Annotated in this window: 20 protein-coding genes and 2 pseudogenes; 14 read left to right on the top strand and 8 right to left on the bottom strand. The window is 55.3% G+C overall.

Going from position 1 to position 17,894, the window contains the following annotated elements; all coding sequences use genetic code 11:
• Positions 1 to 10 precede the first annotated feature (10 nt).
• Genes parE through rraB form a run of 5 tightly spaced genes read left to right on the top strand, consistent with a single transcriptional unit; the run spans position 11 to position 6,784 of the window.
• Positions 11 to 1,903 (top strand): DNA topoisomerase IV subunit B, encoded by a 1,893-nt coding sequence (gene parE / locus AEST_RS11375; RefSeq protein WP_008609179.1) that lies wholly within the window; start codon positions 11 to 13, stop codon positions 1,901 to 1,903.
• A gap of 14 nt (positions 1,904 to 1,917) precedes the next feature.
• The gene (locus AEST_RS11370; RefSeq protein ID WP_008609178.1) at positions 1,918 to 3,336 is read left to right on the top strand and encodes a tetratricopeptide repeat protein; all 1,419 of its coding nucleotides are present in this window, start codon (positions 1,918 to 1,920) and stop codon (positions 3,334 to 3,336) included.
• Positions 3,336 to 5,615 carry a DNA topoisomerase IV subunit A gene (gene parC, locus AEST_RS11365; protein ID WP_008609177.1) on the top strand — a complete coding sequence of 760 codons (2,280 nt, stop codon included), beginning with the start codon at positions 3,336 to 3,338 and terminating at the stop codon, positions 5,613 to 5,615. Before AEST_RS11370 ends, parC begins: the two co-directional genes overlap by 1 nt.
• Before the next feature lie 47 nt (positions 5,616 to 5,662).
• Positions 5,663 to 6,406 (top strand): 1-acylglycerol-3-phosphate O-acyltransferase, encoded by a 744-nt coding sequence (locus tag AEST_RS11360; RefSeq protein ID WP_008609176.1) that lies wholly within the window; start codon positions 5,663 to 5,665, stop codon positions 6,404 to 6,406.
• A gap of 6 nt (positions 6,407 to 6,412) precedes the next feature.
• Positions 6,413 to 6,784, top strand: a complete 372-nt coding sequence (gene rraB, locus AEST_RS11355; protein ID WP_008609175.1) for a ribonuclease E inhibitor RraB — start codon at positions 6,413 to 6,415, stop codon at positions 6,782 to 6,784.
• Between the two features lie 220 nt (positions 6,785 to 7,004).
• Here the strand turns inward: rraB and AEST_RS11350 are convergent.
• Both AEST_RS11350 and merR read right to left on the bottom strand, forming a co-directional pair.
• Positions 7,005 to 7,832: pseudogene (locus AEST_RS11350) on the bottom strand (ISL3-like element ISPst2 family transposase); the annotation flags it as partial.
• A 24-nt stretch (positions 7,833 to 7,856) separates the two neighbouring features.
• A complete protein-coding gene (gene merR / locus AEST_RS11345; protein ID WP_008609174.1) occupies positions 7,857 to 8,312 on the bottom strand; it encodes an Hg(II)-responsive transcriptional regulator in 456 nt (151 codons plus the stop codon).
• Between the two features lie 71 nt (positions 8,313 to 8,383).
• Here merR and AEST_RS11340 point away from each other — a divergent pair, with 71 nt between their 5' ends.
• From AEST_RS11340 to AEST_RS17060, 7 genes and pseudogenes are all read left to right on the top strand, one after another.
• Entirely contained in the window at positions 8,384 to 8,734 is a 351-nt protein-coding gene (locus tag AEST_RS11340) for a mercuric transport protein MerT (RefSeq protein WP_001294660.1), read from the top strand.
• A gap of 15 nt (positions 8,735 to 8,749) precedes the next feature.
• Entirely contained in the window at positions 8,750 to 9,025 is a 276-nt protein-coding gene (gene merP, locus AEST_RS11335; RefSeq protein ID WP_000732276.1) for a mercury resistance system periplasmic binding protein MerP, read from the top strand.
• 27 nt (positions 9,026 to 9,052) lie between these two features.
• A complete protein-coding gene (merC, locus tag AEST_RS11330) occupies positions 9,053 to 9,460 on the top strand; it encodes an organomercurial transporter MerC (RefSeq protein ID WP_000522993.1) in 408 nt (135 codons plus the stop codon).
• A 38-nt stretch (positions 9,461 to 9,498) separates the two neighbouring features.
• The gene (gene merA, locus AEST_RS11325; protein ID WP_039925428.1) at positions 9,499 to 11,181 is read left to right on the top strand and encodes a mercury(II) reductase; all 1,683 of its coding nucleotides are present in this window, start codon (positions 9,499 to 9,501) and stop codon (positions 11,179 to 11,181) included.
• Positions 11,182 to 11,198: 17 nt separating this feature from the next.
• Entirely contained in the window at positions 11,199 to 11,564 is a 366-nt protein-coding gene (merD, locus tag AEST_RS11320; RefSeq protein WP_008609170.1) for a mercury resistance co-regulator MerD, read from the top strand.
• Positions 11,561 to 11,797 (top strand): broad-spectrum mercury transporter MerE, encoded by a 237-nt coding sequence (gene merE / locus AEST_RS11315; RefSeq protein WP_001087807.1) that lies wholly within the window; start codon positions 11,561 to 11,563, stop codon positions 11,795 to 11,797. The genes merD and merE overlap by 4 nt, the downstream gene beginning before the upstream one ends.
• Before the next feature lie 65 nt (positions 11,798 to 11,862).
• Positions 11,863 to 11,967: pseudogene (locus AEST_RS17060) on the top strand (DUF3330 domain-containing protein); the annotation flags it as partial.
• Between the two features lie 11 nt (positions 11,968 to 11,978).
• Here the strand turns inward: AEST_RS17060 and lspA are convergent.
• Together lspA and AEST_RS11305 are read right to left on the bottom strand one after the other, a co-directional pair.
• Positions 11,979 to 12,491 (bottom strand): signal peptidase II, encoded by a 513-nt coding sequence (gene lspA, locus AEST_RS11310; RefSeq protein ID WP_008609163.1) that lies wholly within the window; start codon positions 12,489 to 12,491, stop codon positions 11,979 to 11,981.
• A 3-nt stretch (positions 12,492 to 12,494) separates the two neighbouring features.
• A complete protein-coding gene (locus tag AEST_RS11305; protein WP_008609162.1) occupies positions 12,495 to 13,391 on the bottom strand; it encodes a cation efflux transmembrane domain-containing protein in 897 nt (298 codons plus the stop codon).
• Between the two features lie 95 nt (positions 13,392 to 13,486).
• Between AEST_RS11305 and cadR the strand changes: the two genes are divergently transcribed.
• Positions 13,487 to 13,894: a Cd(II)/Pb(II)-responsive transcriptional regulator gene (cadR, locus tag AEST_RS11300; protein ID WP_024126910.1), complete on the top strand. Its 408-nt coding sequence runs from the start codon at positions 13,487 to 13,489 to the stop codon at positions 13,892 to 13,894.
• A 176-nt stretch (positions 13,895 to 14,070) separates the two neighbouring features.
• Positions 14,071 to 14,295 (top strand): hypothetical protein, encoded by a 225-nt coding sequence (locus tag AEST_RS11295; protein WP_008609161.1) that lies wholly within the window; start codon positions 14,071 to 14,073, stop codon positions 14,293 to 14,295.
• Between the two features lie 140 nt (positions 14,296 to 14,435).
• Here AEST_RS11295 and AEST_RS11290 read toward each other — a convergent pair whose 3' ends face one another.
• The 4 genes from AEST_RS11290 to AEST_RS11275 are packed head-to-tail and all read right to left on the bottom strand — an operon-like array spanning position 14,436 to position 17,869.
• A complete protein-coding gene (locus tag AEST_RS11290; RefSeq protein WP_008609158.1) occupies positions 14,436 to 15,140 on the bottom strand; it encodes a LytR/AlgR family response regulator transcription factor in 705 nt (234 codons plus the stop codon).
• Complete coding sequence (locus AEST_RS11285; protein ID WP_008609157.1) at positions 15,121 to 16,182, bottom strand: sensor histidine kinase; 1,062 nt, start codon at positions 16,180 to 16,182, stop codon at positions 15,121 to 15,123. The genes AEST_RS11290 and AEST_RS11285 overlap by 20 nt, the downstream gene beginning before the upstream one ends.
• The gene (locus AEST_RS11280; RefSeq protein ID WP_274517119.1) at positions 16,179 to 17,174 is read right to left on the bottom strand and encodes a serine hydrolase domain-containing protein; all 996 of its coding nucleotides are present in this window, start codon (positions 17,172 to 17,174) and stop codon (positions 16,179 to 16,181) included. The genes AEST_RS11285 and AEST_RS11280 overlap by 4 nt, the downstream gene beginning before the upstream one ends.
• Before the next feature lie 41 nt (positions 17,175 to 17,215).
• Positions 17,216 to 17,869: a hypothetical protein gene (locus tag AEST_RS11275; RefSeq protein WP_008609146.1), complete on the bottom strand. Its 654-nt coding sequence runs from the start codon at positions 17,867 to 17,869 to the stop codon at positions 17,216 to 17,218.
• Positions 17,870 to 17,894: the final 25 nt, after the last annotated feature.

Raw genomic sequence — 17,894 nt, 5'->3', positions numbered from 1 at the left:
CTACAACAATATGACTGAACAACTCTATAACGCCGAATCCATTGAGGTGTTAACCGGTTTAGAGCCGGTACAACGCCGTCCCGGCATGTATACCGACACCACCCGGCCAAACCATCTGGCGCAGGAGGTTATCGATAACAGTGTCGATGAAGCCCTGGCAGGGCATGCTGATCTGGTGCAGGTGATCCTGCACGATGACCAGTCGATCGAAGTCATTGATAACGGCCGTGGTATGCCGGTGGATATTCACCCGGAGGAAGGGGTCAGCGGCGTCGAGCTGATTATGTGCCGGCTGCACGCCGGTGGTAAATTCTCCAATAAGAACTATCAATTTTCCGGTGGCTTACACGGCGTCGGGATCTCGGTGGTCAATGCGCTGTCCAGCCGGGTTGAAGTCAGCATCCGTCGCGATGGTAATGTTTATGAGATGGTCTTTGCGGATGGTCACAAAGTTTCAGAGCTGGCGATTACCGGTACCGTAGGTAAACGTAATACCGGTACCCGGGTGCGGTTCTGGCCCACACCGTCCTATTTTGATTCGCCTAAATTTTCCGTCAGTCGCTTATTGCATGTGCTGAAGGCTAAGGCCGTGCTATGCCCCGGCCTTACGGTTAAATTTGACGACAAAGTTAACCAGCAACAATACCAATGGTGTTATCAGGCCGGGATCCGCGATTATCTGGCCGAAGCAGTGCAACAGTATCAGGCCTTGCCTGAGCAACCCTTTGTGGGTCAGTTTACGGCCAGTACCGAAGCCGTAGAGTGGGCACTGCTGTGGCTACCTGAAGGCGGTGAACTGATCACCGAAAGCTACGTCAACCTGATCCCAACGGCGCAGGGTGGTACTCATGTCAATGGCCTGCGTCAGGGCTTGTTAGAAGCGATGCGTGAATTCTGCGAGTTCCGTAATCTGTTACCACGTGGCATTAAACTGTCACCGGAAGACTTATGGGATCGCTGTGCTTATGTGCTATCGCTGAAAATGCAGGATCCGCAATTTGCCGGCCAGACTAAAGAACGCTTGTCATCCAGGCAGTCGGCGGCCTTTGTCAGCGGCATTGTCAAAGATGCCTTTAGCTTGTGGCTAAACGAGCATACCGATATTGCACTGGCACTGGCCGATTTCTGTATTAATAACGCGCAGCGCCGCTTAAAAGCGGCGAAAAAAGTCGTGCGTAAAAAAGTCACTTCTGGCCCGGCGCTGCCCGGTAAGCTGGCCGATTGTGCGGCCCAGGACTTGGCCCGTACTGAACTGTTTTTAGTCGAAGGGGATTCGGCCGGTGGTTCTGCCAAGCAGGCACGCGACCGTGAATTTCAGGCAGTGATGCCACTACGCGGCAAAATCCTTAATACCTGGGAAGTCGAGTCCTCGCAAATTCTGGCATCGCAGGAAGTGCATGATATCTCGGTGGCTATTGGTATTGATCCGGACTCTGAGGATCTGTCGGCGCTGCGTTATGGCAAGGTGTGTATCCTGGCTGACGCTGACTCTGATGGTCTGCATATCGCAACCTTACTTTGTGCGCTCTTTGTGCGGCACTTCCGTCATCTGGTGGAACAGGGCCATGTGTTTGTTGCCATGCCACCGTTGTACCGGATCGATATTGGTAAAGACGTTTACTATGCGCTGGATGAAGAAGAGAAGAACGGTATTCTGGATCGGATTGAAGCCGAGAAGAAACGTGGCAAGGTCAATGTGCAACGCTTTAAAGGTCTGGGTGAAATGAACCCGTTACAGCTACGCGAAACCACCATGGATCCGAATACCCGGCGCCTGGTGCGGCTGACGATCGATGATGCGCCGCAAACGCTGGAGCTGATGGATATGCTGCTGGCAAAAAAACGTGCCCATGACCGTAAGGACTGGCTGGAACAAAAAGGAGATCGGGCAATTATTGCCTGAGCACAGGGAGTACTATGAGGGCCTGGATAAGATTGCCACTGACCTTCTGCCTGCTGCTGTGCAGCGTGCTGTCGCTGCTTAGCCCTGGCTATGCCGCTGAGATACCGGATTGGCTACAGCATCTGGCAGAGTTAAAACATCGGGCACCGGATCAGGTGTTACAGCAGCTGGAGCAACAACAGGCCGAGTTTTACCGCCTGACGCCCAGGCAACAGGCGCACTGGCTGAATATCAGAGCTGCGGCACTGAGTCATCAGGGACGTTATCCGGAACAGCAGGATGCGGCCCGGCAGGGGCTGGAGTTACTGGGTGAAGAAAAAAGTTTACTCACAGCGGAACTGTTGTACGAGCTGGGCTATGCCCGTGAAATGCAGCTGGCGCTCAATGAAGCCTTAAGCTGGTATCAACAGGGGATGGCGGTTGCAACAGCGCTGGGTGATGCCAAGCTAAGGCTGCGCGGCGTGGTGAATATTGCCGCTGTCGATTCGCTGCAGGACCGCGATCAGCAAGCGTTGCAGGCTCTTAAGCTGGCCTACCAGGAGGCGGAACAGCTGCAGGATAAAGAATTACTGGCTGATGTGAATGCACAACTGGGCCTGATGTATTCTTCGCTGGCATTTGAGCAGGAGGCATTGGGCTTTCTGGAGCGGGCGCTGGCGCTCTACGATGAGTTAGGCTGGCAACGTAATCAGGTGACAGTATTGTATAACCTGGCCCGTAATTACAGCCACTTGCAGAATTATGAACTGGCACTGCAAAGCTTTGATCGGATGCTGAAATCGGCTGAGCAAGAACAGGACTTACTGAGCCTGTATTATGCATACAGTGGTCTGGCGATCACTAACAACGAGATGAACCGGCCACAGCTGGCGCTGGATTATATGGAAAAAGCGGAGCAGTATCTGAATGTTATCCAGTCAGATTACTATCTCGCCGGCCATTACTACGAAAAAGCGTTAATTTATCAGCAATTGCAACAAAACTCCCTGGCATTGCAACAATTACAACTGGCTGAAGAGCGGATGCAGCAGCTGGATGAAAATAAAGATAGCAATATGCTGCTGGCACTTAGGTTATTAAAAGCAGAATTGCTGGCCGAGCAGGGGCAGTACGAGCGGGCTTATCAGAATTTGCTCAGCTTTGTGCAAGGTTTTCAGCAATTTCGTGACAAAGAAAATGAAATTGAATTAGCCAAGATCCGCATGGGCTTTGAAGCTGAACGCGAAGTGGCGCGGCAAACACTGCTGGAGCAGGAGCTGCAGGTGAAAGCGTTGCGCTTGGCCGACAGTGAACGGGCCCGGCAGATCCAATGGATGTGGCTGGGTATCGCAGTGGGAATTATCGCGTTACTGCTGGCACTGGTGATGCTTGCCAAACTGAGTAAAGCTCGGGGCCAGCGCAGCGGGCTCCAACAGACTAAACAGGAAGAGTGATGACAGAAACCCTGATTGCCGCTGACGGTACGGAACAGTTACCGCTGCGGCGTTTTACCGAAGACGCCTATCTGAACTATTCGATGTACGTCATTATGGACCGGGCCCTGCCACATATCGGTGATGGCTTAAAGCCGGTACAGCGGCGGATTATTTACGCCATGTCAGAGCTGGGCTTATCGCATCTGGCGAAATATAAAAAATCGGCCCGTACTGTCGGTGACGTGCTGGGTAAATATCACCCGCATGGCGACTCGGCCTGTTACGAAGCCATGGTGTTAATGGCGCAGCCGTTCTCATACCGCTATCCATTGGTGGATGGTCAGGGTAACTGGGGGGCGCCGGACGATCCTAAGTCGTTCGCGGCGATGCGTTATACCGAGGCTAAGCTGTCGCGCTTTAGTGAAGTGCTGTTATCGGAGCTGGGCTCAGGCACGACTGACTGGATCCCGAATTTTGACGGCACCATGGACGAACCTAAGGTGCTGCCATCACGCTTACCGCATATCTTACTGAATGGCACCACCGGTATTGCTGTGGGCATGGCAACCGATATTCCGCCGCATAACGCCCGCGAAGTGGCCAATGCCTGTGCTGCGCTGCTGGATAACCCACAGGCCAGTGTGACCGACTTGCTGCAGTATGTGAAAGGTCCGGATTATCCGACTGACGCTGAAATCATTTCGTCAGCCGACGATATCGCAGCCGTGTATCAGACCGGTCGTGGCAGCATTAAGATGCGCGCCCTGTATCAGCAGGAAGACGGCGATATTGTGATCACAGCGCTGCCGCACCAGACCTCGGGCTCCAAGGTGCTGGAGCAGATTGCTGCGCAGATGCAGGCGAAAAAGCTGCCGATGGTATCGGATTTACGTGATGAGTCGGATCATGAAAACCCGACCCGTATCGTAATTGTGCCGCGCTCAAACCGGATTGATGTTGAGCAATTAATGCAGCATCTGTTTGCTACCACTGATCTGGAGAAAAGCTACCGGGTTAACCTGAATATCCTTGGTTTGGATCACCGGCCCAAAGTCCGCAATCTGGTGGAAATCCTTGGCGAATGGCTGACTTTCCGCCGCGATACGGTGCGCCGGCGCCTGCAATACCGGCTGGATAAGGTATTGGATCGCTTGCATGTATTAGAAGGTTTATTAATTGCCTTTCTGAATATTGACGATGTGATCCGGATTATCCGCACCTATGACGAACCCAAACCTGAGCTGGTCGCCTTTTTCGGCATTACTGAACGTCAGGCCGAAGCCATTTTGGAATTAAAACTGCGGCATCTGGCCAAGCTGGAAGAGATGAAAATCCGCGGTGAGCAGGATGAGCTGAGTAAAGAGCGGGACAAACTGCAGGCGATTTTAGGCTCCGAGAAAAAGCTGACCAAACTGATCCGGGATGAACTGTTGGCTGACGCTGAAAAATATGGTGATGAGCGCCGCAGCCCGATCGTACAACGCGAAGAAGCCAAAGCCTTAACCGAGAAAGAGCTGCTGCCCAGCGAAGCGGTGACAGTGGTACTGTCGGAAAAAGGTTGGGTCCGCTGTGCCAAAGGCCATGATGTGGATGGCAATGCGTTAAGTTATAAAGCCGGTGATGCCTTTAAAGCACTGGCCAAAGGCCGCTCTAATCAGCAGGCGGTATTTTTGGACTCCTCCGGCCGCAGCTTTGCCACTGAAGCCCATGAGTTACCGTCGGCGCGCGGTCAGGGCGAGCCGTTAAGCGGTCGCTTTACCATTGTCGCTGGTGAGAGTATTGAGCATGTGCTGCTGGGTGATGAGAAACAAAGCCTGCTGCTGGCCTCGGATGCTGGCTATGGTTTTGTCGCCGAATACGGTGATTTGCTCAGTCGCAATAAAGCCGGTAAGGCGGTACTGAGTTTACCGGTTGGCGCTAAGGTGTTGCCGCCGGTGCTGGTTGGCGATCCGGAGCATGATTTGCTGCTGTGTATTTCTAACGAAGGGCGGATGCTGTTGTTCCCGGTTACCGAGTTACCGAAACTCAGTAAGGGTAAGGGTAATAAGCTGATGTCGATTCCGTCGGCCCGTGCCGCCAGCCGCGAAGAATATGTTACTCAGCTGGCGGTGGTGCCGGCAACCGGCAGTGTCACGCTGGTGGCGGGTAAACGTAAACTGTGCCTGAAAATGGATGATCTGGTGCATTATCAGGGTGAGCGCGGCCGGCGTGGTAATAAACTGCCACGCGGCTTGCAGCGGATTGATGAAGTGATCGTCAATGGCAGCAGTGATCAAACCAGAGACGCCGAGCAATAAGTTATACTAGGCCCCTTGTTATTCTTTGACCTTGCAAGGGGCCTGTTTTGGTTGCCGTTGTTCGTTTACTGCTGTTAGCGCTGTTTTTTATTGTCAGTACTGTGGCGGGCTTACTAATCTGTTTGCTGCGCCCGTTCCATCCCAACAATGTGTATTGGTTTAGCCTCTGGTATGGCAGGGTGTCCTGGATCCTCGGTATTGAGGTGGAAATCCGCCGCGATCCGGCGATCCAGGCTGGTGAACCCTATGTGTTTGTCGCCAACCATCAGAATAATCTCGATCTCTTTACCTTAAGTGGTTCAGTGCTGCCGCGTACTGTAACCATTGGTAAAAAAAGCCTGAAATATATTCCGTTTTTTGGCCAGCTGTATTGGCTAAGTGGTAATTTCCTGATTGACCGTGATGATAAAACTAAGGCGCTAAGCACTATGCTGGCGGCGGCCGAGCGGATTTCCAATCAAAAGATCTCGGTGTGGATGTTCCCGGAAGGCACCCGCAGCTATGGCCGGGGTTTACTTCCCTTTAAGATGGGCGCCTTTCATATCGCGCTGGAAGCCAAAGTCCCGCTGGTACCGGTCTGTATGAGCAGCACCCATCAACAGTTTAAGCTTAATTGCTGGAATAATGGTAAGGTGATTATTCAGATGCAAGCGCCGGTGGAACTTAGCAAAGAGCAGAATATCCGTCAGTTCGCCAAAGATCTGCGCAACCAGATGGCGGCGCAGATCAGCGCCCTTGATGCTGAGCTGGGTAACGACTACACTTCGCAGCAACAACCGCAATCAGAGTAATAACCCATGGAAAACTGGCAAGAATTTACTGAAGAAACTATCGCTGCCTTATTAGAAGATGGCAGCGATCCGGATGCGATGTACACTATTGAGCATCACTTTTATGACCAGGATTTTAATAAACTGGAAAAGCTGGCTGTTGAATTATTTAAGCTGGGCTATGAAGTAACTGACGCTGAAGAAGTGGAATTTGAAGACGGCGGCAGTGCCTGGGTATTTGATGCCATCCGTGAGCAATCCCTGGAAGCGGCCAGTATTACTGCTGATGCGATCAAGCTGGAAGCGCTGGCGAAAAAGCATCAGGTCGAATATGACGGCTGGGGCACCTACTTTGAAGGTGATGAAGACGAAGAGTGGGACGAAGACGACGAGGAGTAAGCCCGTCTGCTACCGACTAAAGCCGCTGCGTTAATGGCAGCGGCGCAGTTGTCAACTCAAAGACAAGGATGAGTTATGCTCGATTTTATTTGGAACATGTTCCAACATCGTCAAATCGGTCAGCTGAATGCTTCTCTCGCTAATAACCTGGAAAAGAATAAAGGGTATACGGATTTAATGGTTGATGGGGCACCTTCACCCCATCAATCTGATACCACCCTCAGATGGTTGATAGGTCGACTCCGTAGTTGAGTTCCTCTGCGAAGTCCGGCAGTCCGTAACCGATGGTTTTCTTGTAGAAAGGAGAGACCTTCGCAGTCGGTGCCTTCTTCTTGTGCTTCGTGGTGTAGAGCATTCGTGCCCGCATCACCTCGAAGGAGTAACCGCGCCCTTCACGGTTCTTGTCCTTGGCCAGTCGGTTGATGGACTCCGTGTAAGCGTTGGTGACGGGCATGTCCGTCTCGAAGTAGGTCATGGTCTCTTCGCGCCAGTTTCCCACTGCCCTGACCAGATCGCTCCAGACTTCCTTTTGGCCCTTCGGGATGGTGGCTATCCACTCGTCCAGGGCGGCTTCTGCCTGGAGCCGTGTGGTGGCGTCCCAGATGCCGTAGAAGCGCTCCTTGTGCTCGTAGGCGGCCAGCAGTTGCGGGAACGCGCCTGTCCAAGTCTCCATGATGAGGCGCTCCCGGTCTGAGACTTCGTGAGCGCGTTTCAGCAGGATTTTCCGGTCTCCCTTGAGAGTCCGGCTCTGGGACGGTTTCAGCTCCTTTCTGAGGCCCTTGCGCACTCTCTCTAGGGCATCGTTGGCCATGCGCACCACATGGAACTTATCGACCACGATACGGGCCTGGGGCAGCACAGCCTTGACCGCTGCCCGGTAGGGGTTCCACATGTCCATGCTGACGATCTCGACCTTCTGCCGGTCTTTCAGCTTCATCAGGTAGTTGGTCACCACGTCCTGGCGGCGGGTGGCCAGCAGGTCGAGCAGGGTTCGCTCCTCAATGTTGGTCAGAATGCAGCGGTAGCGCTTGTTCAGGTAGGGGTCGTCTCAGAATTCGGAAAATAAAGCACGCTAAGGCGTAGTCACCCCGTGACTCCCCCGCGCCGATGCAGCGAGCTTCGTTCCGTCTTGCAGTGACACAATCAGCGGGCAGGAAACGTTCCCTTTCCGCGCATGGCAGGCGCACACCAGTTCAGACAGCACGGCCTCCATGCGTGCCAAGTCGGCCATCTTCTCGCGCACATCCTTGAGCTTGTGCTCGGCCAGGCCGCTGGCTTCCTCGCAATGGGTGCCATCCTCCAGCCGCAGTAGCTCGGCGATTTCGTCCAGGCTAAAGCCCAGCCGCTGGGCCGATTTCACGAACCGCACTCGTGTTACATCCGCCTCGCCATAGCGGCGAATGCTGCCATAGGGCTTGTCTGGCTCCGGCAGCAGGCCCTTGCGCTGGTAGAACCGGATGGTCTCCACATTGACCCCGGCCGCCTTGGCAAAAACGCCAATGGTCAGATTCTCAAAATTAATTTGCATATCGCTTGACTCCGTACATAACTACGGAAGTAAGCTTAAGCTATCCAAACCAAATTTGAAAGGACAAGCGTATGTCTGAACCACAAAACGGGCGCGGCGCGCTCTTCGCCGGTGGGCTGGCCGCCATTCTTGCGTCGGCCTGCTGCCTGGGGCCGCTGGTTTTGATCGCCTTGGGGTTCAGCGGGGCATGGATCGGCAACCTGACGGTGCTGGAACCCTATCGCCCGATCTTCATCGGCGCAGCGCTGGTCGCGCTGTTTTTCGCCTGGCGGCGCATCTACCGCCCGGCGCAAGCCTGCAAACCGGGTGAGGTCTGCGCGATTCCCCAAGTGCGAGCTACTTACAAGCTCATTTTCTGGATCGTGGCCGCGCTGGTCCTGGTCGCGCTCGGATTTCCCTACGTCATGCCATTTTTCTATTAATCACAGGAGTTCATCATGAAAAAACTGTTTGCCGCCCTCGCCCTCGCTGCCGTTGTTGCCCCCGTGTGGGCCGCCACCCAGACCGTCACGCTGTCCGTACCGGGCATGACCTGCTCCACCTGCCCGATCACCGTCAAGAAGGCGATTTCCAAGGTCGAAGGCGTCAGCAAAATTGACGTGACCTTCGAGACACGCGAAGCGGTTGTCACGTTCGATGATGCCAAGACCAGCGTGCAGAAGCTGACCAAGGCAACCGGAGACGCGGGCTATCCGTCCAGCGTCAAGCAGTGAGCCACTGAACCCGAACCTGGGGCGATCATGGGACTGATTACACGCATTGCCGACAAGGCTGGCGCGCTTGGCAGCGTTGTTTCCGCGATGGGATGCGCTGCCTGTTTCCCGGCTATCGCCAGCCTGGGCGCGGCCATCGGCCTTGGCTTTCTACAGGAATACGAAGGGTTGTTTATCTCCAAGCTGCTGCCGCTGTTCGCAGTCGTGGCTTTGCTGGCGAATGCACTGGGCTGGCTGAGTCATCGGCAATGGTACCGCAGCCTGCTCGGGATGGTCGGCCCAGCCATCGTGCTGGCGGCCATGCTCTTGTTTTTTGGCAATTGGTGGACGGCGAACCTCCTCTATGTCGGTCTGGCCTTGATGATCGGGGTGTCGATCTGGGATCTGCTCTCACCGGCCAACCGCCGCTGCGAACTACCACCCAAACACGGCTAACTGCATTGGCAGTTGCCGAAACGAAAAGGAACGATGCAATGTATTTGAATATCACCGGAATGACCTGCGACTCGTGCGCGACACATGTCAAGGACGCCCTGGAGAAAGTGCCGGGCGTGCTGTCGGCGCTCGTGTCCTACCCGAAAGGCTCCGCGCAACTCGCCACCGATCCCGGCACCTCGCCAGAGGCGCTGACCGCCGCTGTGGCCGGCCTCGGCTACAAGGCCACACCCGCCGATGCCCCATCCACTTCAGCGCGGGGCAGACTGCTTGGCAAGGCGCTGGGATGGCTGGGCGGTGGCGACAAGGCTGGTGGTGATGGGGACGGACTGCACGTCGCCGTTATTGGCAGCGGCGGAGCCGCGATGGCGGCGGCGCTGAAGGCCGTCGAGCAAGGTGCGAACGTCACGCTGATCGAGCGCGGCACCATCGGCGGTACTTGCGTCAATGTCGGCTGCGTGCCGTCCAAGATCATGATCCGCGCTGCCCATATCGCCCATTTGCGCCGTGAAAGCCCATTCGACAGTGGCATCGCGGCGACTGTGCCTGCGATTGATCGCAGCAAACTACTGGCCCAGCAGCAGGCGCGCGTCGATGAGCTGCGCCACGCCAAGTACGAAGGCATCCTGGACAGCAACCCGGCCATCACCGTGCTGCATGGTGAAGCGCGTTTCAAGGACGACCAGAGCCTTGCCGTCCGTTTAAACGATGGCGGCGAGCGTGTGGTGGCGTTCGACCGCTGCCTGGTCGCCACGGGTGCCAGCCCGGCCTTGCCGCCGATTCCGGGCCTGAAAGAGTCACCCTACTGGACTTCCACCGAGGCCCTGGTCAGCGACACCATTCCCGAGCGCCTGGCCGTGATCGGCTCGTCTGTGGTGGCGCTGGAACTGGCGCAAGCCTTTGCCCGGCTGGGCAGCAAAGTGACGATCCTGGCACGCAGCACGCTGTTCTTCCGCGAAGACCCGGCCATCGGCGAGGCCGTTACAGCCGCGTTCCGTGCCGAAGGGATCAAGGTATTGGAACACACGCAAGCCAGCCAGGTCGCGCATGTTGACGGCGAATTCGTGCTGACCACCGGGTACGGTGAAATACGCGCCGACCAGCTGCTGGTCGCCACTGGCAGGGCACCGAACACGCGCAGCCTGGCATTGGAAGCGGCGGGAGTCGCTGCCAATGCGCAGGGGGCCATCGTCATCGACAAGGGCATGCGCACCAGTACGCCACACATTTATGCGGCTGGCGACTGCACCGACCAGCCTCAGTTCGTCTATGTGGCGGCAGCGGCCGGCACCCGTGCTGCGATCAACATGACTGGCGGCGATGCGGCCCTGGACCTGACCGCAATGCCGGCCGTGGTGTTCACCGACCCGCAGGTCGCCACCGTGGGCTACAGCGAGGCGGAAGCACATCACGACGGGATCGAGACCGACAGTCGCACCTTGACCTTGGACAACGTGCCGCGTGCGCTTGCCAACTTCGACACACGCGGCTTCATCAAGCTGGTCATCGAGGAAGGTAGCGGACGGCTCATCGGCGTGCAAGCGGTGGCCCCGGAAGCGGGTGAACTGATCCAGACGGCGGTGCTCGCCATTCGCAACCGTATGACCGTGCAGGAACTGGCCGACCAATTGTTCCCCTACCTGACCATGGTCGAAGGGCTGAAGCTCGCGGCGCAGACCTTCAGCAAGGACGTGAAGCAGCTTTCGTGCTGCGCCGGATGAGGAAAAGGAGGTGTTCAATGAGCGCCTACACAGTGTCCCGGCTGGCCCTTGATGCCGGGGTGAGCGTGCATATCGTGCGCGACTACCTGCTGCGCGGATTGCTACGTCCGGTCGCGTGCACCACGGGCGGCTACGGCTTGTTCGATGACACCGCGTTGCAACGGCTGCGCTTTGTACGGGCTGCCTTCGAAGCGGGTATCGGCCTGGACGCACTGGCGCGGCTGTGCCGGGCGCTGGATGATGCGGACGGTGACGGTGCGTCTGCGCAGCTTGCCGTGTTGCGGCAACTCGTCGAGCGTCGGCGCGAGGCTCTGGCCAGCCTCGAAATGCAACTGGCCGCCATGCCAACCGAACCGGCACAGCACGCGGAGAGTCTGCCATGAACAGCCCAGAGCACTTGCCGTCTGAGACGCACAAACCGATCACCGGCTACTTGTGGGGCGCGCTGGCCGTGCTCACCTGTCCCTGCCATTTGCCGATTCTCGCCATTGTGCTAGCCGGCACGACGGCCGGCGCGTTCATCGGGGAGCACTGGGGTATTGCAGCCCTCACGCTGACCGGCTTGTTTGTCCTGTCTGTGACGCGGCTGCTGCGGGCCTTCAAGGGAAGATCATGACCGCTTCCCAGCCAGCCGAGAGTGGGCAGCTTTGAGCTTCGCTACCAATCTGGAGGAGTACCACCATGAACGCAAACGCCCCGAACACTGCCAGTTGCACCACCTGCTGCGTATGCTGCAAAGAAATTCCGCTCGATGCCGCCTTCACCCCGGAAGGCGCGGAATTGTATAGGCGTAGGTGTCAGTCAGATCCATCCGGCTCGGCATTGGTGTTTGCTTTTTTACCCAACAAGCTGCTGGAAACGAAAAGTAAGGCACCGAGGACAATTGCAATATCAGCCAGGTTGAAGGCCGGCCAATGCCAGTCTCGCCAATAGAAATCAAAGGAATCCACAACATAGCCGCGAAAGACCCGGTCAATCAGGTTGCCCATGGCGCCACCGAGGATAAGACTGTAAGCGATGGCTTCTCCTTTATGACGATTTTCAAGGATCAGCTTGATCAGAAAAATCGAGACCACTACCGCGATTCCGATAAAAAAGTAGCGCTGCCAGCCTCCACCATTCGCAAAAAGACTGAATGCGGCACCGGTATTCCATACGTGTACCCAGTTAAAGAATGAGGTCACTGAAATAGACTCGCCATATGCCATTGATTGTTGCACCAGCCATTTTACGGCCTGATCAGACGCTGCCAGCAGGCCGGAGATGGACAACAGAGCGTACGGTGACAGATGTTTGCCAAAAATGGACATTGCTTAATCCTTGAGCGCCAGAATGCGTCTAGCACCGTTAAGTACAATTACCCCCGCGATGGTGCCGATAATCAGATCCGGATAATTGGACCCGGTCCACGCGACCAGAGCGCCGGCGGTGATGACCCCCAGGTTGATCACCACGTCGTTGGCCGAGAATATCCAGCTTGCCTTCATGTGCGCCCCGCCCTCCCGATGTTTGGATATGAGCAGCAGACAACTGGTATTGGCAATCAATGCGACGAATGCGATAGCCATCATCACCAGCGATTCAGGCTCACTACCGAATACAAAGCGTCTCACCACCTCTATGAGTACGCCCACAGCCAAGATCAGTTGCAGTACACCAGCAACATGCGCGGCACGTAGCTGCATTCTCACGCTATGTCCAACCGCATAAAGTGCGAGCCCGTACACGGCCGCATCGGCGAAATTGTCCAGGGACTCTCCAATCAGGCCGGTGGACTGGGCGATCAGGCCGGCTGTCATTTCCACTACGAAAAGGAGCGCATTGATGCCGAGCAACCAGCGCAGAGTCCCGGATTCTTGCGTGGCAGAGGCTGCCGAGAACTCGGCCGCCTTGATGGTCTCCGGATCGGCAGCGACACTTTCCTGAAGCGAGGCGCCTAGCTCCAAGGTCTTCAGCTTCGCGGTGACGGGCTCGACCTCACCGTCATGCACGACCTTCAACCGGCGGTTCGACAAGTCGAAGGACAGTGCCCGAATCCCCTCAACGCCGTTCAGGGCCAGGCGAATCATGCGCTCTTCTGATGGACAGTCCATCTTCGGCACGGCATAAACACTGACCCATTCCCCCGACGCATCGGAGGAGGCCTGCATATCGGTATCCGCCGCAGGCCTTGCATGGTCGCCACAGGGGCCTCCGCAGTTTTTACTCATGATATGACTCCACTTGAATGTGATCGGGTTTTCATTTAAAACTATATAGTCGCTATAAGGTCAATAGCGTAGATAATCCGTTGCGGAGGAACCCGATGCGTATTGGTCAGTTGGCACAGTCAGTAGGGGTAGATACACAGACGATCCGCTTCTACGAACGGCAGGGCTTGTTGCCGCCGCCTGGTCGGCAGGAGAACGGTTACCGTGTCTATACCGAGAAACACGTTGAGCGGCTGGCCTTTATTCGTCGCTGCCGCATCCTGGATCTGTCACTGGCAGAAATTCACGAACTAAAGCGCTATCAGGACGACCCTCATCAGTCCTGTACCGCTGTCAACGCCTTGCTCGATGATCACATCTCTCATGTGCGGTCGCAGATAACCGCTCTGCAAGCGCTTGAGAAACAACTCGTTTCACTGAGAGCGAGTTGCAACGATGACCGGGAAGTTGAGGCGTGTGGGGTTCTTGCTGGAATTAGCGAAGGAAACATGCACCAGCAGTAGGTGAAGCATCAACCAGATAATCCGATGAGATGCCGGTCTGTCTCACTCTCATGCAAAGGTAAGATCAACCATTTAATCCGCTTACCCAGAATAAATACCAGGACAACAAAATTTATTCCTCAGCCGCCCGCTTAAGGGAATTGGAACAGCGTCATGAGCAGCTGAAGTTGGTCACCATGGCAATGTGGACACTGTTAAAGGAACATACCGGACTGACCGAGTCAGAGCTTCGCAAGTACGTTGATAAAGTCGATCTGATGGATGGCAAAGCCGATGGTAAGGTTGATACCCGTGAAAAATGTAACTGTACTCTGTGTGGCAGAACTATCCTGACAACTGCCCTGGCTTGCCCATATTGTGGCGGGCGACTGCACCGGAAAAGTGTATTTTCCCGAGTATAGCGTAACAACTGTAATTTCACTTAAACCCAAAACCGGGGATCGAACATCACTGGTCTGGCAGCAGTCTCGACGATAGTCCGCTGACCGACCGCGACACCGGCTTTTCAGTTATTTTGGCCTGGAGCCGGTTTTTTTAGATATCACAAACTCCAACCCTGTTTAAAAGTGCTGGCCTGACGGCGGGAAATTTCTACCCTCAGTTCGGCACTAAGACTCACGTCAAAACCACCACTGATAGTCGGTTCGATCTGCCGGATATATTGGGTGTTAATAATCCAGCTGCGGTTAGCGCGAAAGAAGGTCTCGGCGGGCAATTTTTGCTCCAGCGCGCTCAGGTTGCGGTAAATCATCGGTTTACCGGCGGCAAAGTGCACCCGGGTGTAGTTGCCTTGCGCCTCAAAGGCGTAAATATCGGCTAGCGTGACAAAATAGCAGCGGTCACCGTCTTTTAAAAACACCTGGCTTTGTAATGTCATCTGCGGGCGTTGGCTGGGTGCCGGCACCTTTGCCAGCGCGGCCTGTAAGCGGGGTAGGGTAACAGGTTTTAGCAGATAGTCAGTAGCGTGGTAATCAAAGGATTTGAGTGCGTATTGGTCAAAGGCGGTGACAAAGATCACATGCGGCAGCTTACTCTGCTCCGCCAGTTGCTCTAGCAGCTGAAAGCCATCGGCCCCCGGCATATCAATATCCAGTAGCAATAAATCCGGGCTAGTGTCTGCGATCTGTTGTAATGCCTGGCTAACATCGGCCGCTTCGCCAACAAGCTCAATCTGTGGGCAGTGTTTTAACTGATTTTTCAGCTCCAGCCGGGCTAAGCGGCTATCGTCAACCAGCAGTACTTTCATCGAGCGACTCCATGGGCAGACAGATCTCAGTCAGCACCTGATGCTGTTGCTGTGTCAGTTGCAAACTGGCACGGCCCTGATATAGCAGACCAAGCCGCTGCCGGATATTAGCCAGTCCTACGCCTGTGCCGGTGGTACCTGGTTGGAGTTGGCCGTCATTGCTAACCGTTAAACACAACTGATTATCGGTAATCCGGGCGCTGATCGCAATGCACCCCCCGGCCGGTAGCTGGCTAATGCCATGTTTAATCGCATTCTCTACACAGAGTTGCAGCAATAACCTGGGTACGGCCAAGGCCAGACAGGCCTCCGGGATCTGCTGTTGATAGCGCAAACGTTGTTCAAACTGAATCGAGCACAGCGCCAGATAATGCTGCACCACTTCCAGCTCCTGCGCCAGAGGCACTTTAACACCAGCTCGTGGGTCCAGGTTGTAACGCAGCATATCGGCCAGCACGCTTAACATCTCGCGGGCTTTTTCCGGATCTTCCAGGATCAGCGCACGGATATTATTTAGCGCATTAAACAGAAAATGCGGTTGTAGCTGATTGAGTAAGGCGTCGAGTTGGGTAGCTTGCAGTAAGGCGGTGGTTTGTCGCAGCTGTCGTACCTTGGTTATTGCGAAATAGAGCGCAGACCAGAGCAGCATAGCCCAGAGCATATTCAAAAAGTTACCGCTGAAGAAAATGTGTTTAACCACAAACCAGCGCTGTGCCTCAGGGATGGGAAAGCTATATTCTGTGTAGCTCATTAAGAAGAATACCATCACAAGTAGTGTTGTTGCCACGGCTGCAATCAAAATACTGCCAACTAGTAAGCTTGTGGCCTGCCCCAGTACACCAGCCTGCTGCAGCTTGCGCCGGTATAGGTTACGCAGCAGATGCGAACCCAGGGCGGTACTGCCGACCAGTACTGCACAGTAGAGCAGCTCGGTAGCGACAGATATCTGTCTGTTGTAGATAAGTAAACTCATCAGGACATACAGTAGCCCCCAGCCACTGTATTGCAGTAGCGTATAACTTGCTGACCGGCTTAACGTCATGGTTGTTTATCCTGTGGTAATAGGGTTGTAGCGGGCTTGGCCAGCCAGTCGGCAAATAATGCCATGCCCTGTTCGGTAACGGGAAGCGCAATATTAGTCAGGATCACCAGCCCCTTTTGCTGTGTCGGTTCGAATACCACCAGGCTGCTAAAGCCAGCGGTTTGACCGGCATGCCAATGCCAGCCCTTAGCGGTCAGCATCCAGCCTGGTGTCATCGCCGGTTGATCGCTCAGTGGCAGTGGTGTCAGCCATAACTGCAGTAGCGGGTCGGTGTTGGCCGTGGCGAAGATGTGCTTAAGCATGCCCGCCATATCTTCAATACTGGCGATGACCGCGCCGGCACCGGCCAGGCTATCAAACTGCCAGTTAGCGACCTGTTCACCATTAATGGCATAACCACGGGCAAGTTTAGGCCACGTTGCGGTTGTGCCGGTGTGCTCTGGCAGTGAAAGTTGTACGTTGGCCGTTGGCATCGCCAGTGGCTGGAATACACGCTGCCGCATCAGCTCAGCATAGGGCTGCTTTAACTCAGTCGCCAACAGCCAACCCAGCAGACCATAGCCATAGTTGGAGTAGCCAAACTGGCGCTCAGTAAAGTCGGTTGTGGTTAGCGCGGCACGCAGCTGATTATCGTGGTAACTGGCATAGGGGTTACGTAAATCCTCCAGTGGTAAATTAGCCGGCAGTCTTGGCAAACCACTGTGATGAGTCAGTAAGTCGGCAAGACTATACTGATGTTTAGCCAGTTCCGGGCGGGCAAACTGCTGTGCCAGCGACCGGTCGAGGTGCCAACGCCCTTGTTGCACCAGGCTTAACACTGCCAGCGCGGTCAGGGGTTTGGTTATCGAGCCAATTTCAAATAAGGTCTGCCGGTCCACCGCTTGACTAGCGGCTTGCGGTTGGGTGTCGGCCAGGCCATGCAGTTGATACTGCACCCGCTGCCTGTCCACCAGCGCGATAGCAACGCCGTGCTGGCCAAACTCCTGTTTCAGCCAGCCGGGTAACTGTTGTAACGTCAGTGGCTCAGTGGGTGTCAGGGCTTTTTTTTTAAATTAAGCGGCATGGCCCGGCCCTGAACAAAGGTACCCTGCCACTGGTCTTGTTGCCATTGCCCCTGATAGCTGGCGCTGATCATTTTAGCGCTGAAATTAAGCTGGCTATCGCTGACGCTAAACTGGTCGACAGGAATCCCATAACTCTGTTGTTTCGGGCTATCCAGGGTCACATGATAACCGCCGGCAATCACGGCGACATTCAACACCAAGGGTAAGCTGGCGTTATTACTCAGTGCCAGATCGCCCGCCCACTGCTGCTCATGTTCCAAACGCTGCAGATCAGTTTTACTAAGCCGGGTGAGCGTAATGGGCATTGCTCGGCCCTGGGTAAAGACCCCCTCCAGGGTTTCGCCGGCAAAGCGGCCATCAAAGCTGGCACGTAATGAATCAGCGGCAAATTTCAGGTGCGTGCCCTCCAGCGTCATGCTGCTGGGCGGAATAGCTTCCAGGCTTTGATTTGGGCTTAACAGTGAAAGTTGGTAGCCGCTATCTTCTGCTGTCAGTGTCACCCCCAGCACGATACCAACGCCGGGAGCCAGCTCAAGTACACCGCGCCAGTGACCGCTGTAATCATCAGCCAGGCTACCAAAGCTGGCCAGTAACAAGCTGCTGCTTAGTAAAATTTTTTTCATCGCATGTCCTCCGTGTTATTCCAGC

The sequence above is a fragment of the Alishewanella aestuarii B11 genome (assembly GCF_000280055.1).
In the GTDB taxonomy this organism is placed as follows: Bacteria; Pseudomonadota; Gammaproteobacteria; order Enterobacterales; family Alteromonadaceae; genus Alishewanella; species Alishewanella aestuarii.
Note: the sequence above shows the minus strand (reverse complement) of the source record. Positions and strands in the feature narration are given on the sequence as shown.

What these genes read in the sequence shown, in the direction of transcription:
- parE (WP_008609179.1), top strand. Translation starts at nt 11, where the DNA reads ATGACTGAACAACTCTATAACGCCGAATCCATTGAGGTGTTAACCGGT.
- AEST_RS11370 (WP_008609178.1), top strand. Translation starts at nt 1,918, where the DNA reads ATGAGGGCCTGGATAAGATTGCCACTGACCTTCTGCCTGCTGCTGTGC.
- parC (WP_008609177.1), top strand. Translation starts at nt 3,336, where the DNA reads ATGACAGAAACCCTGATTGCCGCTGACGGTACGGAACAGTTACCGCTG.
- rraB (WP_008609175.1), top strand. Translation starts at nt 6,413, where the DNA reads ATGGAAAACTGGCAAGAATTTACTGAAGAAACTATCGCTGCCTTATTA.
- merR (WP_008609174.1), bottom strand. Translation starts at nt 8,312, where the DNA reads ATGCAAATTAATTTTGAGAATCTGACCATTGGCGTTTTTGCCAAGGCG.
- AEST_RS11340 (WP_001294660.1), top strand. Translation starts at nt 8,384, where the DNA reads ATGTCTGAACCACAAAACGGGCGCGGCGCGCTCTTCGCCGGTGGGCTG.
- merP (WP_000732276.1), top strand. Translation starts at nt 8,750, where the DNA reads ATGAAAAAACTGTTTGCCGCCCTCGCCCTCGCTGCCGTTGTTGCCCCC.
- merC (WP_000522993.1), top strand. Translation starts at nt 9,053, where the DNA reads ATGGGACTGATTACACGCATTGCCGACAAGGCTGGCGCGCTTGGCAGC.
- merA (WP_039925428.1), top strand. Translation starts at nt 9,499, where the DNA reads ATGTATTTGAATATCACCGGAATGACCTGCGACTCGTGCGCGACACAT.
- merD (WP_008609170.1), top strand. Translation starts at nt 11,199, where the DNA reads ATGAGCGCCTACACAGTGTCCCGGCTGGCCCTTGATGCCGGGGTGAGC.
- merE (WP_001087807.1), top strand. Translation starts at nt 11,561, where the DNA reads ATGAACAGCCCAGAGCACTTGCCGTCTGAGACGCACAAACCGATCACC.
- lspA (WP_008609163.1), bottom strand. Translation starts at nt 12,491, where the DNA reads ATGTCCATTTTTGGCAAACATCTGTCACCGTACGCTCTGTTGTCCATC.
- AEST_RS11305 (WP_008609162.1), bottom strand. Translation starts at nt 13,391, where the DNA reads ATGAGTAAAAACTGCGGAGGCCCCTGTGGCGACCATGCAAGGCCTGCG.
- cadR (WP_024126910.1), top strand. Translation starts at nt 13,487, where the DNA reads ATGCGTATTGGTCAGTTGGCACAGTCAGTAGGGGTAGATACACAGACG.
- AEST_RS11295 (WP_008609161.1), top strand. Translation starts at nt 14,071, where the DNA reads ATGGCAATGTGGACACTGTTAAAGGAACATACCGGACTGACCGAGTCA.
- AEST_RS11290 (WP_008609158.1), bottom strand. Translation starts at nt 15,140, where the DNA reads ATGAAAGTACTGCTGGTTGACGATAGCCGCTTAGCCCGGCTGGAGCTG.
- AEST_RS11285 (WP_008609157.1), bottom strand. Translation starts at nt 16,182, where the DNA reads ATGACGTTAAGCCGGTCAGCAAGTTATACGCTACTGCAATACAGTGGC.
- AEST_RS11275 (WP_008609146.1), bottom strand. Translation starts at nt 17,869, where the DNA reads ATGAAAAAAATTTTACTAAGCAGCAGCTTGTTACTGGCCAGCTTTGGT.